Origin of the sequence: Cohnella massiliensis (assembly GCF_900169535.1) — a bacterium.
Taxonomy (GTDB): domain Bacteria; phylum Bacillota; class Bacilli; order Paenibacillales; family Paenibacillaceae; genus Cohnella; species Cohnella algarum.
In genome coordinates, this window is record NZ_LT821242.1 from 77,715 (window position 1) to 93,683 (window position 15,969).

General features: G+C 58.2%; 11 protein-coding genes. 3 read left to right on the forward strand and 8 right to left on the reverse strand.

All coding sequences use genetic code 11. The features are described from left to right. The first annotated feature begins 74 nt into the window (after window positions 1–74). Window positions 75–1,973 carry a cache domain-containing sensor histidine kinase gene (locus B7E11_RS00795; RefSeq protein ID WP_176220557.1) on the forward strand — a complete coding sequence of 633 codons (1,899 nt, stop codon included), beginning with the start codon at window positions 75–77 and terminating at the stop codon, window positions 1,971–1,973. Continuing rightward, a complete protein-coding gene (locus B7E11_RS00800; RefSeq protein ID WP_080831757.1) occupies window positions 1,970–3,577 on the forward strand; it encodes a response regulator transcription factor in 1,608 nt (535 codons plus the stop codon). Before B7E11_RS00795 ends, B7E11_RS00800 begins: the two co-directional genes overlap by 4 nt. An 862-nt stretch (window positions 3,578–4,439) precedes the next feature. Here the strand turns inward: B7E11_RS00800 and B7E11_RS00805 are convergent. The 7 genes from B7E11_RS00805 to B7E11_RS00835 all read right to left on the reverse strand — a co-directional run bounded on the left by B7E11_RS00805 (window position 4,440) and on the right by B7E11_RS00835 (window position 12,928). Continuing rightward, a complete protein-coding gene (locus tag B7E11_RS00805; RefSeq protein WP_080831758.1) occupies window positions 4,440–5,927 on the reverse strand; it encodes an extracellular solute-binding protein in 1,488 nt (495 codons plus the stop codon). A gap of 65 nt (window positions 5,928–5,992) precedes the next feature. After that, window positions 5,993–6,886, reverse strand: a complete 894-nt coding sequence (locus B7E11_RS00810) for a carbohydrate ABC transporter permease (RefSeq protein WP_080831759.1) — start codon at window positions 6,884–6,886, stop codon at window positions 5,993–5,995. Between the two features lie 2 nt (window positions 6,887–6,888). Next, entirely contained in the window at window positions 6,889–7,851 is a 963-nt protein-coding gene (locus B7E11_RS00815; RefSeq protein ID WP_080831760.1) for an ABC transporter permease, read from the reverse strand. 4 nt (window positions 7,852–7,855) lie between these two features. Then, a complete protein-coding gene (locus B7E11_RS00820; RefSeq protein ID WP_080831761.1) occupies window positions 7,856–9,139 on the reverse strand; it encodes a Gfo/Idh/MocA family protein in 1,284 nt (427 codons plus the stop codon). A 45-nt stretch (window positions 9,140–9,184) separates the two neighbouring features. Then, window positions 9,185–10,285 carry a DUF4832 domain-containing protein gene (locus B7E11_RS00825; RefSeq protein WP_080831762.1) on the reverse strand — a complete coding sequence of 367 codons (1,101 nt, stop codon included), beginning with the start codon at window positions 10,283–10,285 and terminating at the stop codon, window positions 9,185–9,187. Between the two features lie 4 nt (window positions 10,286–10,289). Further along, the gene (locus B7E11_RS00830; RefSeq protein WP_080831763.1) at window positions 10,290–11,585 is read right to left on the reverse strand and encodes an acyltransferase domain-containing protein; all 1,296 of its coding nucleotides are present in this window, start codon (window positions 11,583–11,585) and stop codon (window positions 10,290–10,292) included. 8 nt (window positions 11,586–11,593) lie between these two features. After that, on the reverse strand, window positions 11,594–12,928 hold the full coding sequence (locus B7E11_RS00835; RefSeq protein WP_080831764.1) for a DUF4832 domain-containing protein: 1,335 nt from the start codon (window positions 12,926–12,928) through the stop codon (window positions 11,594–11,596). Window positions 12,929–13,283: 355 nt separating this feature from the next. Here B7E11_RS00835 and B7E11_RS00840 point away from each other — a divergent pair, with 355 nt between their 5' ends. Next, on the forward strand, window positions 13,284–14,306 hold the full coding sequence (locus tag B7E11_RS00840; protein WP_080831765.1) for a LacI family DNA-binding transcriptional regulator: 1,023 nt from the start codon (window positions 13,284–13,286) through the stop codon (window positions 14,304–14,306). A 498-nt stretch (window positions 14,307–14,804) separates the two neighbouring features. On the opposite strand, the gene B7E11_RS00845 is transcribed toward B7E11_RS00840, so the two are convergent. Beyond that, window positions 14,805–15,899, reverse strand: coding sequence for a Gfo/Idh/MocA family protein (locus B7E11_RS00845; protein ID WP_080831766.1), 1,095 nt, complete (start codon window positions 15,897–15,899; stop codon window positions 14,805–14,807). Window positions 15,900–15,969 lie beyond the last annotated feature (70 nt).

Here is a 15,969-nt window from a genome sequence, read left to right on the forward strand (position 1 = left end):
TCGAAAGGAGGTTGATCTTCCCCGGACGCGGTGATAGACTGTTAACCAATTCCGGGAACCGGGGGGCATCCATCATGTTTCGCAGCAGCATACGGAACAAGCTGAGCGCGTTTTTGCTGGTCGCCATTCTACTGCCGATTGCCGCTTCGATCCTGATCTCCTACTTTTACACCCGGCACTCTCTTAAGGAAGACGCCGTTCGGGAAAACTCGAACGCGGTCCGGCAGGGCGCCACGAGCCTGATGAACCAGCTCCAGCAAATGAACGCGATCTCCTTGTCCATTTATAACAACATCCAGGAGCCCGACAGCCTGTACAACATTCTGGCCAGGGGGCGAAGCGATTTCATCGTCGAAAACAAGCTGTATTCCGGCCTTCACGCGATCGAACAATCGTCCAAAGACGTCCAGCAGGTCTACTTGTATTCGGAGCTGGCCGACCGGTCCTATTTGCTGATCGACGGCTATCTGAAACGCGAAGCGGGCCGAACGGGACTCGACGGCCGTTACGTCCAGCCCCTGAACAAGGACGATCCTTTTTTCGAACCGCCTCATCCTTCGCACAACTACGGCATGGAGGAATTTCCGTACAGTCCCTCCAACACCGTGTTTACGATCCATCGGCCGGTGTACCGCGCCCCGCTGAAAGAGCGGATCGGCATCCTGTCGATCGATTTCAAGCTCGACGGGCTGCTCCGCATCGGCGACATGCTCCATGACAAAAACGACGAAAACATTTATTTGGTGGACGATGCCGGAACCGTTATTTTCTCGTCCGAGGAACGGCTGATCGGCCAAAAGCCGTCCGACGCCTGGCTGCAGCATGCCCGTTACAGCCTGTCCGGCGCGGGGCATTTCGAATGGAAGGAAACCGGATTTCAAGGCATCGTCGTCTACGAAAAATTCGAGCTGATCGGCCGGACGTGGATTCTCGTCAAGCAAATTCCGAACGAATACCTGTTCCGGAACGCTTCGAACGTGCTGCAAATGAACCTGCTCGTTCTCGTCACGTTCCTTCTGGTCGCCGTCGCCGCGGCCTTGCTCGTTTCCGTCAAGCTTACGGCTCCGATCAAGAAGCTGACCGAATCGATCAAAAAAATCAAGCTCGGCAAGCTGCAGCTGCACATCGACTCGGAACGCAACGACGAGGTCGGCGTGCTGGGCCACGCGATCAAAAACATGGTCGATACGATCGACAACCTGATCATGCGCGAGCTTCGGCTCGAGCTGGCCAACAAGGACAACCAATTGAAAGCGCTGCAAGCGCAGATCAACCCGCATTTTATCTACAACACGCTGCAATCGATCGGCTCCGTCGCCCTGCAGCACCAGGTGCCCAAAATTTACGAGCTGACCTCTTCGCTCGGCCTGATGATGCGCTACAACATGAACACGGAGGAGTCGGTCGTGCCGCTTTCGAAGGAAATTCATCATGCGGAGGCCTACCTGGAGCTGCAGAAGCAGCGGTTTAAGGAGCGCCTGCGCTACCGCATCGAGCTTGGCGGACCGGACGCTGCGGGGGTGACGGTGCCGAAAATGATTTTGCAGCCGCTCGTGGAAAATTGCTTCAAGCACGGCTTCCGGTCGGGGATGGAGGAAGCGGAAATAGAGATAACGGCGCAAAGAGCCGGGGATGCGCTGCGAATCGAAGTTCGCGACAACGGGGAGGGCGTTTCCCCGGAACGCGCTCGCGAGCTGGAACGGCTGCTGGAGCGCGAGGCGTTCGGCGGCTCGGGGAGCGGCGCGGGTGGCGGTACGGGGGACGGCGCGAGGGGCGGCATGGTTGGCGACGCGGGTGGCGGAATGGGCGGCAGCATGGGCGACGACGCGGGCAGCATCGGCCTGCTCAACGTCGCATCCCGGCTGCGCCTGTACTTCGACGACGCTTCGCGGGTTTCCGTCCGCAATCTCGCCCCGTCGGGCTTCTCGGTCGTCATTGAAATTCCCATGCGAAAGGCGGTGCTTCCGGCATGAAGGCGTTGATCGTGGACGACGAAACCGATGTCCGGATTTCGATCCGGCTGCTGGTGAACTGGGACGAATTCGGCATCACGGACATTCTCGAAGCGTCCGACGGCGTCTCGGCCATGGCGCTCATTCGGGAAGAAAATCCGGAAATCGTCTTTACCGACATGAAAATGCCGAACGGAGACGGCATGGAGCTGCTGCAATGGATCGAGGCGGAGGCGCCCCATGCGAAACGAATCGTCATCAGCGGTTATGACGATTATACCTACATCCGCAACACGCTGAAGCACGGCGGACTCGATTACTTGCTCAAGCCGATCAACCGGAGCGAGCTGCTCGATACGCTTCGAAGCGCCGTCGGCGCCTGGCAGAAGGAAGAGGAGGAACGGCATCTCCGCATTCGGAAAAACACGGAAATCAACCGCACGATACCGGCGTACCGGGACAAAACGCTGTCGGCCGTCGTTTCGCAGCCGGACGCCTATCGGACCTGCGCCGACGAGCTTCAGGAAGCGTTCGGATGGTCGGACGCCCGCAAGTGCCGGGTCGCGATGCTGCTGACCGACCCGCTGCCGCGGTCCGTCCTGCGGAAATTCGGCCGCAACCTCGACTTGCTGTACTTTTTGATGACCAACATCTGCAACGAGATCATCGGCTCCGGCCGGACCGGCTACGCGTTCAAGCATGCGAATCCGGCTTACGGAATCGTCCTGCTGTTTACCGGCGGCTTCGCGGAGCTTAACCGAAAGCTTGCGGACATGAACGACGCTTTCTCGCGCTTTCTCGGCGCCCGTTTTCATTTCGCTTGCGGGGAGGCGGAAGCGTTTCCCGAAGGGATTCACGCCGCTTTTGAGAAAGCGCTGCGGACGGCCCGTTCCGTTTCGTACGCGAAGGAAGGCGGATGGATCCATTTCGATGCGGAGGCTCCTTCTCCCGCGGAGAAGCAGGTCTCTCTGACCGATTACGGCAGCCAGATTTCGACCGCCGTCTACAGCGGCGACGTTCGCCGGATCGAAGACGCGGTCGGCAAATGGATCGAGGCCGTCGGCCGGCTTCGGCACGTCACGTGGGAGCATTTGCAATACTGGCGGTACGAGTTCGAGCTGCTGACCGGCCGCCTGCTGCCGGATTCGGATTCCGCCGCGGCGGGCGATCCCGTCAAGCCAAGCTCCCCCGGGCTGTTTCCGGTCGATGCGCGCGGGAGACTGTCGCCGGACGAGTGGCGGCGGGAATGGACGGAGGCGTTCGCCCGAATCGCCGGGCGGCTGAAAGAGAAGCGCCATCAGGAACACAACGCGATCTATGCGATCAAGCAGTTTATCGAAACGAACTATGCGGAAAGTTTGTCCGTGCAGGAGATCGCAAGCCGGTTCTTCCTCAGCCGCGAATATGTCTCCCGGCGCTTCAAGCAGGAGTTTAACGAGAATATTTCGGAATATATCGAGCGGGTGCGGATCGAGAACGCCAAGGCGCTGCTGGCGAACGGAGAGTATTCCGTCGCGGATGTCGGAGCGATGGTCGGCTACCAGGACGGCCGGTATTTCAGCAAAATTTTCGGCAAGCTGACCGGCATGTCGCCCCGGGAATATCGGAAGAAAAGGCCGATTTGAGGGCCCGATTTTGTTCCCAGGCCGCGAGATGGGTAATATTTACTCAAGTGCGTGCGGCTGAAGGCGCGGGGCGGGGTGAGTTGAGTCGCCATGACTCAACTGGAGCGCTGGCGGGCGTGCGGAGGCCGCGAGATGGGTAATATTTACTCAAGTGCATGCGGCTGGAGGCGCGGGGCGGGGCGAGTTGAGTCGCCACGACACATCTGAGGCGCTGGCGGGCGTGCGGAGGCCGCGAGATGGGTAATATTTACTCAAGTGCATGCGGCTGGAGGCGCGGAGCGGGGCGAGTTGAGTCGTCACGACACAACTGAGGCGCTGGCGGGCGTGCGGAGGCCGCGAGATGGGTAATATTTACTCAAGTGCATGCGGCTGGAGGCGCGGGGCGGGGCGAGTTGAGTCGCCACGACTCAACTGGAGCGTTGGCGGGCGTGCGGAGGCCGCGAGATGGGTAATATTTACTCAAGTGCATGCGGCTGGAGGCGCGGAGCGGGGCGAGTTGAGTCGCCACGACTCAACTGGAGCGCTGGCGGGCGTGCGGAGGCGGAATGAGTTGCGCGGCGGAACTGCGCGGCGAAATTTAACAAGTCCCCGCGCCTCATCGGCACAGGGACTTGTTGTCGCGCAGGAACGGGCCCGCGAAGCCGGGTCTCGCCGCGCCGAACTTCCGCGAGTTCACGTCGCGTTCCATTCGCGCTCTAGCGCTCTACTCGCGTTCCATTCGCGCTCTAGCGCTCTACTCGCGTTCACCTCGCGCTCTATTCGCGGCCACTTCGCGCTCTAGCGCTCTACTCGCGTTCACTTCGCGCTCTATTCGCGGCCACTTCGCGCTCTAATCGAGTTCTCTTCGCGGTCCTTTCGCTCCCTATTGCTGCTTGCTTGCCAGAAACTCGTCGAGCTGCCGCTGCACTTCCGCGACGTATTCGTCGATGCCCGCTTTCTTTAATTTCTCGACCGCCTTTGGATACCCCGTCTCGAAATCGACGAATCCGGAGCGAATCGCGGCCATGTCCTTCGACGCCTCGCGCAAAGCCGTTTCGATCGCCTTGACGTTCTCGTTGTTGAAACGGAAGCCCAGCGAGTCCGAAAGGATCGCGTTCTCGTCCCAGCTTTTGTACGTATCGATCGCTTCCTGATCCACTTCCGGCGCAAACAGCTGGTAGTTCTGGTTCCGGAACATCCACTCGTAGAAAAATTCGCTCGGGGTCAGTTTGTTGATTCTTCCGTCCACGATCTCGTAATCCTTGCCCTCGACGCCGTACAGCGCGAACAAGTAGTTTTCCTGCGACTGGTAGATCCAGTTGATAAACTTCATCGCGCCTTCGGGATTCGGAGCGGTTATCGGGATGCCCAGCACCTCTCCCCCCGTCGAAGTGATATATCGAGGCTTGTCTTCGGCGAGCAGGTAGGACTTCAGCCTGGCATCCGGCGCGTTCGCCTGCACGGCGCTGATGATTTCCATCTCTTTGCCCAGCGACCCCTCGACCCACAGGTAGAGGCCCGTCTGCATCCGGGAATCGCGCTCGTTGTACTTGATCGTCAAATCCTCGGTATATAATCCGTCTTCGTACATGCTGCGGTTGAATTTCGCCATGTCCTGGAAGGCCTTCGTTTCATAATAGCTGTACGCTTTCTTCGTGTCTTCGCCGAAGACGACGAGATCCTCCACCGCGATCCAGTTGTACTGCTCGTCGGTGAAATACCGGGTCAACGGTTTGAAAATAATGTCCGCGGGTCCCTTCAGCTCGGGAAACTGCTCGGCAGCCTTGGCTGCGAATTCCTTCAGGTCGTCCGGAGTTTTCACTTCCGTCATCCCGACCGCCTCCAGGATGTCCTGGCGAACGGTCACGAGCTGGTACATGGCGGAAGACGGCGCATAGGCGGATGGGATGCCGTATGTCTGGCCGTCGATGACCGCGCCTTGAAGCTGTTCCTTGGGAAGCACCTTCAGCATGTCCTGGCCGTACTGCTCGATCAGGTCGTCCAGCGGCATCGCCTGCTTCTTGTTCACGATGGTGGACAAGTCCGGCAGCCCGTCCCAGTACAGGTCGATCGGCTCGTTCGCGGCGAGCATGATGTCCTTTTGCTCCCAATATTGCGCCCACGGCACGAAGATCACTTCCACCTTCAGCCCGAGATCGGTCGCCATTCTCTCCGCAAACTCGTTTTCCAGAAACTCCGTCATGCGGTCGCTTTCTTCCCCGGGATACAAAATCGTCATCGTTTCCAGTTTCTTGGGCGCATCCCCGGAGGCCTCTCCCGCCTCCCCTCCGTTTCCTTGGCTGCATGCCGACATGACCAAAGCCAGAAGCAGCATCGCGACCGTTAAACCAAGCGTTTTTCTCCTTTTCATCCATAACCCTCCCGCGTTTAGGTTCATTTATGTCAAGCCTTCGCAGGCCGATGACCGCGAGCCCCTTATTCCTTGACCGCTCCCGTCATAATGCCTTGAACGAAATACCGTTGAATAAACGGGTACAGGAAAATAATCGGACCGATCGTAATGACGGTGACCGCCATCTTCACGGTTTCCGCCGGCAAGGTGATGTTGCCGGACGCTCCCGACGGAATGCGTCCCGAGCTGATCGCATTGACGTTCGACAGAATGTTGTACAGGTAGTACTGCAACGGGAACAGCTCTTTGTCGTTGATGAAAATGAGCGCGTGCCACCAGTCGTTCCAATACTGCAGGGCGTACATCAATCCGACCGTCAGCAGCGGCGTCTTGCTGAGCGGGAGCGCGATTTTCCAAAAAACCGTGAAATGATTCGCCCCGTCGATCTCCGCCGCTTCGTACAAGGACGGGGAAATGGCATTGAAATACGTGCGCATGAGGAACATATTCCAAACGTTGAAGATGGACGGCACGATCAAAGCCCAGATCGAATTTTTCAGGCCGTAGTAATTGACGCTGACCATATACCACGGGATCAGGCCGGCGGAGAAGATGATCGTGAAATTGGAAATAAAGGCCAGCACGTTGCGGTATCGCAGCTTGCGGATCGAGATGGCGAACGCCATCATGCTCGTAATCAGCAAGGCGCCGATCGTTCCCGCCACGGTGACGAAAATCGTGACTCCGTAGGATTGCAGAATTTTGGTCCCGCTGTTGACGAAAATATAGGTGTACGTATCCAAAGTCGCGTCCTGCGGAAAGATCGAATAGCCGTTTCTCGCGATCGCTTGTTCGGAGGAGAAGGATACGCTGACGGTAAGCAGAAGAGGGTAGAGGCAAGCGACGGCAAAGCAACCGATAAAAACATAGGCAAGGGTCGTCACCAGTTTATCGCTCAGCAACCTGTTCTTTTCCATGGTTAGAATAGACCCTCTCCGTCGTTTATTTTCTTCGCCGCCCGGTTGGCCGCGAGCACCAGAATCAGCCCGAGGACGGATTGCATCAACCCGACCGCCGTCGCGTAGGAGAAGCCCAGCGTGCGCATGGACTGGTACACGTAGGTGTCGATGACCGTCACGGCGTCGCCAAGCACCGGATTGTTGCCGACAATGCCGTAGATCATGCCGAAGTCGCCGTAAAAGATCCGGCCTACGTTCAAGAGCGTCAACACGATGATCGTCGGCTTCAGCATCGGAATCGTCAGGCGGAGGATTTGCTGCATTTTATTGGCCCCGTCCACCTTCGCGGATTCGTACAAGCTCTGATCGAAATTGACCATGGCCGCCATATACACGATCGAGCTGTACCCGCTCCATTTCCAGACGTTCGCGGCAATGACGATCGCTTTCCAGTACTTCGGCTCCGAATACCAGGAGATCGGTTCCATGCCGAAGAGCGCCAGCATGTTGTTCGCCACGCCGACATCGGACGAAAAAATCCCGTAAATGATCGCGCCGACGACGACCCACGAAAGAAAGTAAGGAAAAAACATCATGCTCTGGGTCAGCTTTTTGAACGCGGCGCTCCGGATTTCGTTCAGGAAAACGGCAATGGCTACCGGAAACAGGATCCCGAATATAATGCCGAAAAAGTTAATAAACAGCGTGTTGTACGTGACCCTCCATCCCATGCTGCCCGACGAGAAGAAATACTTGAAATTGTCGAGGCCGACGAACGGGCTGCCGAAGATCCCGTCCACGACATTGAAATCCGTAAACGCCATCCAGACGCCGGAAAAAGGGATGTAGCTGAACATCAGCAGGACGATCAGCCCGGGAACGCTCATCAGGTACAGGATATGGTGCTTTTTCAGCTCGCGGAAAAATCCGTTCTTCTTCCTGGCCGGCGCAGGCGCAGGCGTCTCGTTGGCGGCCGAACGCATGGCGTCACATCCTTTCCACGGTCGCAAGCGGCTCCGCTGCAATCTTTCCTTGCAGTTCTTCCTTCAATCGATCGATCTCGACCACATGGCCGGACACCCTCGCCCTCTCGGCCGCGAACGCCATAATATGGCTTTCCACGGACTTGTCGATGGACGATCGGCTCGTCTGGCCGCCGTTTTCCATCATTTCGAGAAAATCGGCCATCAAGCCCGCGTCGCCGCCGTTGTGGCCCCCCGATACGGCCGCCGGCCGAATGACGGTTTGTTCGCTGCGATCCGTCATATTGGAGGAGAACCTCGTTACTTCGATGACGTTCAGGCTGTCGTCGCCCCGGATTTCCCCGTGCTCGCACATGATTTTGATCGTCCGGTACATTTTGTTCGTGAAGCCGCTCAGGTTGAAGGTGACCGTGACGCCGTTCTTGAATTCGATCAACGTGACCTGATGGTCGCAAACGTCGTTGTCGCACCGGTAGACGCACCGCCCGTAAGGGCTGGTCTTGAGCGCCTCGAGCAGGCCCGCTTCCGATTGATCCGCCCCGATGACGGTGGCCGGCCATTGTCCCCTTATCGGCAGATAGGCCTTGCGCGCGTCGAACCGGCAATCCGTTACCTTGCAGTCCAGGCACCGGTCGGCGCTTCCTTCCGGCGCATTCTCTTCCTTGAAAAAGGTCAGGTCGCCATAGGAAGAAATCCGCTTCGCCTCGCTGCCGACGAGCCAGGCCAAAATATCCATGTCATGACAGGATTTCTGCATGATCAGGGGGCTGGCCAGATCGCTTCGGCGCCAGTTCCCCCGGACGAAGGAATGCGCGTGGTGGTAATTGCCGATATTTTCGTTGTGCTGGATCGTCACCACTTTGCCCAGCTCGTTGCTGTCGATGATTTTTTTGATTTCGGCGAAAAAGTTCGTATACCGCAGCACATGGCACACGATGACCTTGCGGCCCTTCTCGTTCGCTTTTTGCTGAATGCGCAAGCATTCTTCGGGGCTGGGCGAGATCGGCTTCTCCAGCAAAATGTCGTACCCGAGCTCCAGCGCCTCCATCGTTTGTTCGTAATGGTCGCGGTCCATGGAGGCGATCATGACGGCGTCGGCGATTTTCCCCGAGCGAAAAAAGTCGTTCGCCGTTCGAAATCGCAGCTCCGGAGGAATCCCGAACTCGTCCGCCGCCGCCTTTCTGCGAATGTCGTCCGGTTCGACGACCGCGGCGATTTCGGCCTTTTCTTTCGCGTAGCGGGCGTAAATCATCCCTCGTTGTCCTGCACCGATGAGTGCCAGCTTCAAATCGATTCCCTCCAGCGTTTCGTTGATTTTGTCGCGTTCGTGGCGTTAGATCGGCTGTTCCGGAACCTTCGGGTCCTCAAGCGGATAATAGCCTTCCGGATAGTACGAATCCCAAATATTCAGAAGCGGGTCCGCGCTCGTCCGCTCGACCGTTACGGCGCCGGCCGCGTAAAACCCGTCCTCTCCCTGCCCGTAGATATTCAATTTGAGCGGCGTGCCGTCCCGGAACAACGTCCCCAGACTCACCGTATACATCCCCGGCGACAGATCGGGCAATCGCAGCATCTCGTTATGAACGAGATCGCCCGTAAGCCACGAATCCGTATCGGCCCGGACCGGGATGTCGTACGATGCATCGTCCTTCCGGAGCCGAAGCCATAGTCCGAATTCCCGGTACACTCTCGCGCTCCCCGCATTTACGAACCACAGCCGCAGCGGAAAGCTCCCGCCGGACGATACCGTCTCCGGATACGTCATTCTTCTTAGGGAGAGCCGGGCGCCAAGCGCGCCGCCCGCGTCCGCGTTCGCCAGGCTCGCATGCCAGCGAAACGCCTCGCGCCGCACGTTCGGACCGCAAACGGGGTCGGTGACGTGAAGGATAACGGGCCGGCGTTTCCAGATCCCGTTCAGGTTTTGCCTGGCGAAGGCTTCGCAGCATTCGATCCAGTTCGCCTCGCCGCAAGTTACCCTAAGTCCGAACTCCCGGCCGTTCGCCCGAAGGTGGCGAATGAGCGCGGCATTTTGCAGGTCCGCGAGAATCGGCGTTTCAACGAACGCCTCCATGTACGCGTTCCATTCCTCTTTGCTGTCCGTCGGCCCCCGGATGACGACGCCGGCAAGGCGGCCGTCCGAATCGAACCGGCTTCCCGCCTTGCGGACCAAAGCCGCGAAGCAGGCGCTCTCGGCGGACTTTGCCCACGCGGGCGGCTCGGGCGAAAGCGCAAGCACGGGATGGGCTGCGGCCTCAAGCGCCTTCTCGATCCCTTCGAGCCGGTATTCCCCGCGCTCGGGCTCCAGCTCTTTCCACGAGAGAGAGAGGTAGGTCAGCCGTTCTTCCCCGGCGGAAGCGTCGGCCCGAGGCAAGGGAACGGGCCTGGCGACGACCGTTTTGTATTTCTCGTAGCGGTCAAGCGAGTACATGCACATCGCGTTACCTCCCCGCCAGACGGCCGAGGGCCGCTTCCCGGAATTTCTCGATCTCCTCCGCCTCGACATAAGGCCTGCTTCCGATGCGATCGACATCTTCCTTCAGCACGATCATGCCGGACGTATGAAAGCGGCCGCCCTTTCGCATATACTCCGCAGCCGCCTTCTGCAGCGACGTTCGCGCGGGAGCGGTCAGCGGGTCGGCGTTCCGGTCTCCGAACAATTCGAGGCGAAGCATGCGGTCTCCCTCGGATACCGGATAAACGTACATTTGCCTTTGCACCTGCACGATATTGCTCTTCTCCGGGTCGAGCAGCAGCGACAACGCCGGGTCGTACAGCCAGCTTTCGCTCCAGAAGCCCCTGATCGGCAGCTCGGGGAAATATCGCGCATAAAAATCGAGGGCCATCCGCATCGAGGCCTTCAGCCGTTCGGGCGTATACCCGGGCCCGGACGGAATGTGGAGCGCCAGCAGCATATCCCCTTTGCGCAGCACGGGCTCCCACTCCGACTTCGCGAGAACGACCGGCTCCCGCTCGACGAAGCCCATCGGGTTGATCCGGTTCGCCCGAACGGTTTCGTTCGTTTCGCTCCATTCCGTGACGAAGCGGCCGGCCGCATCCGAGATGCCGTTCACCCCGTCCTTTTGCCCGTCGCCGCGAAACGTCTCGCCCGCATGCCTCAGCGCCGCGACTTTCCCCGTCCGGACATGGCGGAACATCGTAAATTCATCCTGAAAACGGTGAACAATAAAATAGAAGCGGTCGTGAAGAAAAATGGAACAAGTGTAAAAATTCATCTTCCATTGAAAATCGTCAACTGCGGCATCCCCGCGTTCGGCGAGCTTGTCGAGCTGCGGCTTCAGGAATTGAGTCGCAATCTCCTCGTAATGCGCCTCGGGAACGCCGCGGTCGGCCAGAAAGTTCTTGGAAGGAACGACGCAGGCGAGGAGCAGGAGAAAGGAGTAGAGCTCCCGGGAATGCGTCATGCAGCCCGGCGTCATATTCGTGTAGAACGCTTCGTCGCACCGCCAGCGGGCGGAACAAAGGACGTCGACCAGAAACTTGGTAAAATGAAACAGCGTGCCGTCGCCTTCGATCGCTTCGATGCCTCGCAGCAGCGTTTGCCGGACCGTTTCGGGCACCTCGTAACGCGCGAACAGGTCGGTCAAAAAGCTTCGCGGAATCAGCGCCGCGTCTTGATTCGGCACGTATGCCTCGTACTTCTCCTCCAGCCCTTCCGGCAAAAAATCGAATCGGCAATAGGCCAGGCACGTCTGAAAGTCCAAGCGGGCCACCATCACTCTTTTTATCCCCTTTCCAGAATCAACGTTCCCATCGGGTAGTAGCCGTCCGCATTTCCTTCGATCGCAAGATTGAGATTTCCGATTTCCGGCACTCCGGTTTCGATTCCGATTTCCAGACGGTATTCGCCTTCCGCCAGATCCTCGGGAAGGACAAAGCTTTCTTCCCACCAAATATCGCGGTCCGGCAGCCATTCCCGGATATCCTCCCGGGCCCGGAAGGCAAGCGTCCGGTCCTTCCCGGCCAATCGGACGACCAGCGGGTACCGATTGTAGATCGGAGCCACCCCCACATTCGCCCAAAGACCGGCAACGCGCAGCTCCCCGCCCGCCTTGACTTCGGCATCGAACGTGAATTTTCTCAGTTCGAACCGGTAGCCCATCTTCTTGAGCCAGCGCTCGACGTTTTCTTTCCAGGGCTGCGGCACGATCGTCCCCTTGCTATGAAAGGAAGAGATATGCCATTTCAACGACTCGTCGAGGATATAATCGATATCCCAGCCCTGCCGGTACCAGTCGTGCATATGCCAGCAGGCTTCGAAGACGACCGGCGCCTTCTCCCAGGCGTCCCCCATCCGGAAGTTTTGAATATTTTGCGGGTAAAAGTCCGTCATGTGCGACCATCTTTTCCCATGAAAACCGCCCATATCCCCCAGGCAATCGACGCGGAAGCCGACGCTCGCTTTCCGTTCCCGAATGATGGCGCTCGACGCCGGGTCGTGCAGCAGCGATTGCACCGGCGTAAGCTTGAACCCGTCCAGGTACGCGTTCACGATCCGTCTGATCGCGTCCGGCGCCATGAATTCGGTTCCCCCGCCTTCGCCCCACGCCCCGACGATCGTCAAATCGACGGAGCTGATGACGGGGTGTCCGTCGAACCGGGCCGCGAAAGCCCGAATGAAATCGGACCAGTGCTCCGCGTAAGGCGTCGAATTCGGATCGATCCTCCAAAACGGAAAATCGGGCTCGTCCGGGAAATCCGCCCGAAACCAATCCGGAATATCGTCTTCTTCGTTCAACGCGTACGGGGAACAGCGGACGATGGCCGAGCAGCCGGCGGATTTCGCCGCGTCGAGCTTCTCTTCGATGCGCTCCCAGCGGTATTCGCCTTTCGCGGGCTCCAAATCCCTCCAACGGACGCTGAAGAAAGACACCCTGCTGTCCGGGTGATTGCAGGTTTTGCTGTCATCGGTAAACCGGTATTTCTCAACCTTCTCCCCACCCGGATCATAGACCTCGTCCGGATCGCCCATCAGCCCGGGCGCGGCCGTAAATCCGATGCCCGGATTGGGAAACCACTCGTCGAGAATCGAAGGATATACCGTCTTTTGCTTTCTCATGAACCGTGCGCCCCTCCCCTCGAAGCAACAGGTAAACCACTATTTTGTTACGTTATTTGTTACGTTTGTTTAGTAAACCTTATGGCGTAATTATAGCATGAGAGGCTGATCATGCAAGCGTTTTTTTAAGAAATTTGTTCGTTTTGTGTAGTTTTCATTAATTTTTTCCGTTAAAATTGAAAAAGTTTATTGCATTTATGCGAAAATTGTGATGATGTATTGCGTAAACGTTACGTAACATGTGAGGAAACGATTTGCGCAATTATAACCGGTTTTTGTTTCGTAAACACGGAAAGGCATGATACAATAAACTCAAAATAGAGCCGTGCGTTTCGGAAAAGGAGATTCCATACCCATGAGTACAATCAGGGATGTCGCGAATTTGGCCAACGTGTCGACCGCGACCGTGTCCAGAGTGTTGAACAACGACTCCACCTACAAAATTACCGACGAGACCCGCGCCAAAGTGTGGGAGGCCGTCACCCGCCTGAATTACAAAATCAGCTCGAACGCAAAGCGCAGCGGATCCGCGGCGGATATTCCGGCCGCCAGAACGAACATCCGGATCGGATGCGTCTTGAGCGTAACGAAGGATAAATACAACGATCCGTACTTCATGTCCATCTTGTCGGGAGCGGAAGAACGACTGATCGGGGAGGGCTATGACGTGGCCTTCATTCGCACGGGTCACGAATTGAACGACAAGAAGATTCTGTTCAACACCTTCAGCGAATCGGTTACGGGCCTTATTTTGATGGAGACATTGAACGCGGAAACGTATGAATATATGCGCAAGCAAGTTCCCTACATCGTCGGGATCGACACCCAACGGTGGGATATCGACAACGTGGGCTACGACCATCACCATGTCGCTTCCATGGCGGTCGAGCATTTGATCGAAAGGGGGCATACGCGAATCGGCTTCATCGGCGGCAGCGGAATCAGCGGGGATATCAAGCTCAGCCAGCGCTACCGGGGCTATTATGCCACAATGCATGCCGCCGGATTGGAGGTGAACCCGGATTGGGTCATCGACTGCATGTGGGACGAGGCGGTTTGCATCGAACGCGTTCAGCGGCTGATCGAATCGAAGCCGTATCCGACCGCCTTCTTCGCGGCAAGTGACTTGATGGCGATGGCGGCTCTAAGCGGGTTGTACGACAAGGGCATCGCCGTCCCCGACGATGTGGCCGTCATCGGCCTGTCCAACATCGAAATGTCGAAATACGCCAGTCCCCCGCTGTCCACGATCGACGTCCCGACGAGGGAGATTGGCATGGTCGCCGCGGATCTGCTGCTGGAGCGCATCAACGGGGTTCCTCATCTCCCCCGAAAAGTGCTGCTGCCCGCAAAACTGGTCGTCCGCAGCTCGACGTGAGGGGACGATGAACAAATGTACCGCGCACGCGGAAGGGGACTTCCGCATGCGCGCGGTCTGCGGATCAGCATTTCCGCCTTCACGACCGGCGCTTGATTCAACGTTAGCATCCCTTGGCACCCTCCTCTTCGCTTGATATCGTCATTGTATCATGCGCAAAACAGGGGCGTTTCTCTTCGATTGCCCGTATTCACGGACGGAGCAGGATCGGCGATGCGTATTCCCGGAACGCTTGCGTCTCTTGGCAAACCATAAAAAATGAGGGCAATCACACATAATATGGAAAGGAGCCGTGCTGCTAACACGACTCCTTGCACGGATGAGAACGACCAGCGACGCAAACGAAATCATCAGCGTCAGGGTCTCCTATACCTCTATGGCATCACCTCCCTTCCGGGAGACTAGCCGACCGCCCTTGCAAGCCTATTCTGTTGCGACACCCCGATTGTATCCGCAATGATTCCTCATGTACATTAACATGGTGAAAAACTAAATCGATTAAAACCCGCCCACCGGCATCATCGCCGGACGCTCGGCCAGCGGCTCCAGCGCCACGTGGCGCTCGGTCGCCGACGCTTCGAGCAGCCCGTGCATCGCTTCCAGCACGTGCAGCGCCATCCGGCCCGTCGCCCGGTGCGGTCGGCCTTCCGCGATCGCCCGGGCCATGTCGATGACCCCGATGCCTCGCATATTGTCCGCGTAGCCGAACGCGAGCGGAACCTCTTCCCAATCCCCGCCCGGCTTGCGGAGCAGGACGGGACCGCCGAACGTGTTCGGGTCCGGCGCCTTCAGCGTGCCTTCGGTCCCGTGGATTTCGATCGTGTTCGCCAAATTCGAGCCGCCGTTCACGTTGAAGCTCGTGATCAGCGTGCCGACCGCGCCCGACGCGAAATCGAGCACGCCCGAAATATGCGTCGGCGTCTCGACGACGATGCGGGCGCCCGCCTTTGGCTGGCTCTTGATGACGCGCTCCGGCACCGGGATCGTGGCGGAAGCCGTCACCCGGCGAATGCCGCCGAGCAGGTAGATGAACGCGGTCAAATAATACGGCCCCATGTCGAACAGAGGCCCGCCGCCCTTTTTGTAGAAAAACTCCGGATCCGGGTGCCACGCTTCGGGCCCGCCCCCCATCATGAAGCCGGTGGCCGAAACCGGAAGGCCGATCGCGCCTTCGTCCAGCAGTTTGCGGCACGTCTGGATGCCGCCGCCGAGGAACGTCTCCGGCGCGCACGCGATGCGCAGCCCTTTGGATTCCGCGAGCGCCACGACGCTGCGGCCGTCTTCCAGCTCGACGGCGAGCGGCTTCTCGAGGTAGACGTGCTTGCCCGCTTCCAGCGCGCGCCGGCTCACCTCCGCATGGGACGCCGGAATCGTCAGATTGACGACGATATCGATGTCGGGATCGGCGAGCAGCTCATCGACGCTATAGGCCTTCGGCACGCCGAATTCTTGCGCGCGCGCTTTGGCCCGCTCCACGTCGATATCCGCGCAGGCCACGACCTGCACGTCCTTTGACGCCGTCAAATTTTTTAAATAAATCGCGCTGATGTTGCCGCAGCCGATCAGGCCGATGCGATTGCTTTTCCCGCTCATGAGTGAAATCTCCTCCGCAGCTTACGCTAATGTTAATCGCTTTCATTATAACTCCTCGATCGGATGCAAT

Excerpts from the sequence above, each read along its gene's own strand:
- B7E11_RS00835 (WP_080831764.1), bottom strand. The coding sequence starts at position 12,928 with ATGAGAAAGCAAAAGACGGTATATCCTTCGATTCTCGACGAGTGGTTT.
- B7E11_RS00840 (WP_080831765.1), top strand. The coding sequence starts at position 13,284 with ATGAGTACAATCAGGGATGTCGCGAATTTGGCCAACGTGTCGACCGCG.
- B7E11_RS00815 (WP_080831760.1), bottom strand. The coding sequence starts at position 7,851 with ATGCGTTCGGCCGCCAACGAGACGCCTGCGCCTGCGCCGGCCAGGAAG.
- B7E11_RS00795 (WP_176220557.1), top strand. The coding sequence starts at position 75 with ATGTTTCGCAGCAGCATACGGAACAAGCTGAGCGCGTTTTTGCTGGTC.
- B7E11_RS00830 (WP_080831763.1), bottom strand. The coding sequence starts at position 11,585 with ATGGTGGCCCGCTTGGACTTTCAGACGTGCCTGGCCTATTGCCGATTC.
- B7E11_RS00845 (WP_080831766.1), bottom strand. The coding sequence starts at position 15,899 with ATGAGCGGGAAAAGCAATCGCATCGGCCTGATCGGCTGCGGCAACATC.
- B7E11_RS00825 (WP_080831762.1), bottom strand. The coding sequence starts at position 10,285 with ATGTGCATGTACTCGCTTGACCGCTACGAGAAATACAAAACGGTCGTC.
- B7E11_RS00800 (WP_080831757.1), top strand. The coding sequence starts at position 1,970 with ATGAAGGCGTTGATCGTGGACGACGAAACCGATGTCCGGATTTCGATC.
- B7E11_RS00805 (WP_080831758.1), bottom strand. The coding sequence starts at position 5,927 with ATGAAAAGGAGAAAAACGCTTGGTTTAACGGTCGCGATGCTGCTTCTG.
- B7E11_RS00810 (WP_080831759.1), bottom strand. The coding sequence starts at position 6,886 with ATGGAAAAGAACAGGTTGCTGAGCGATAAACTGGTGACGACCCTTGCC.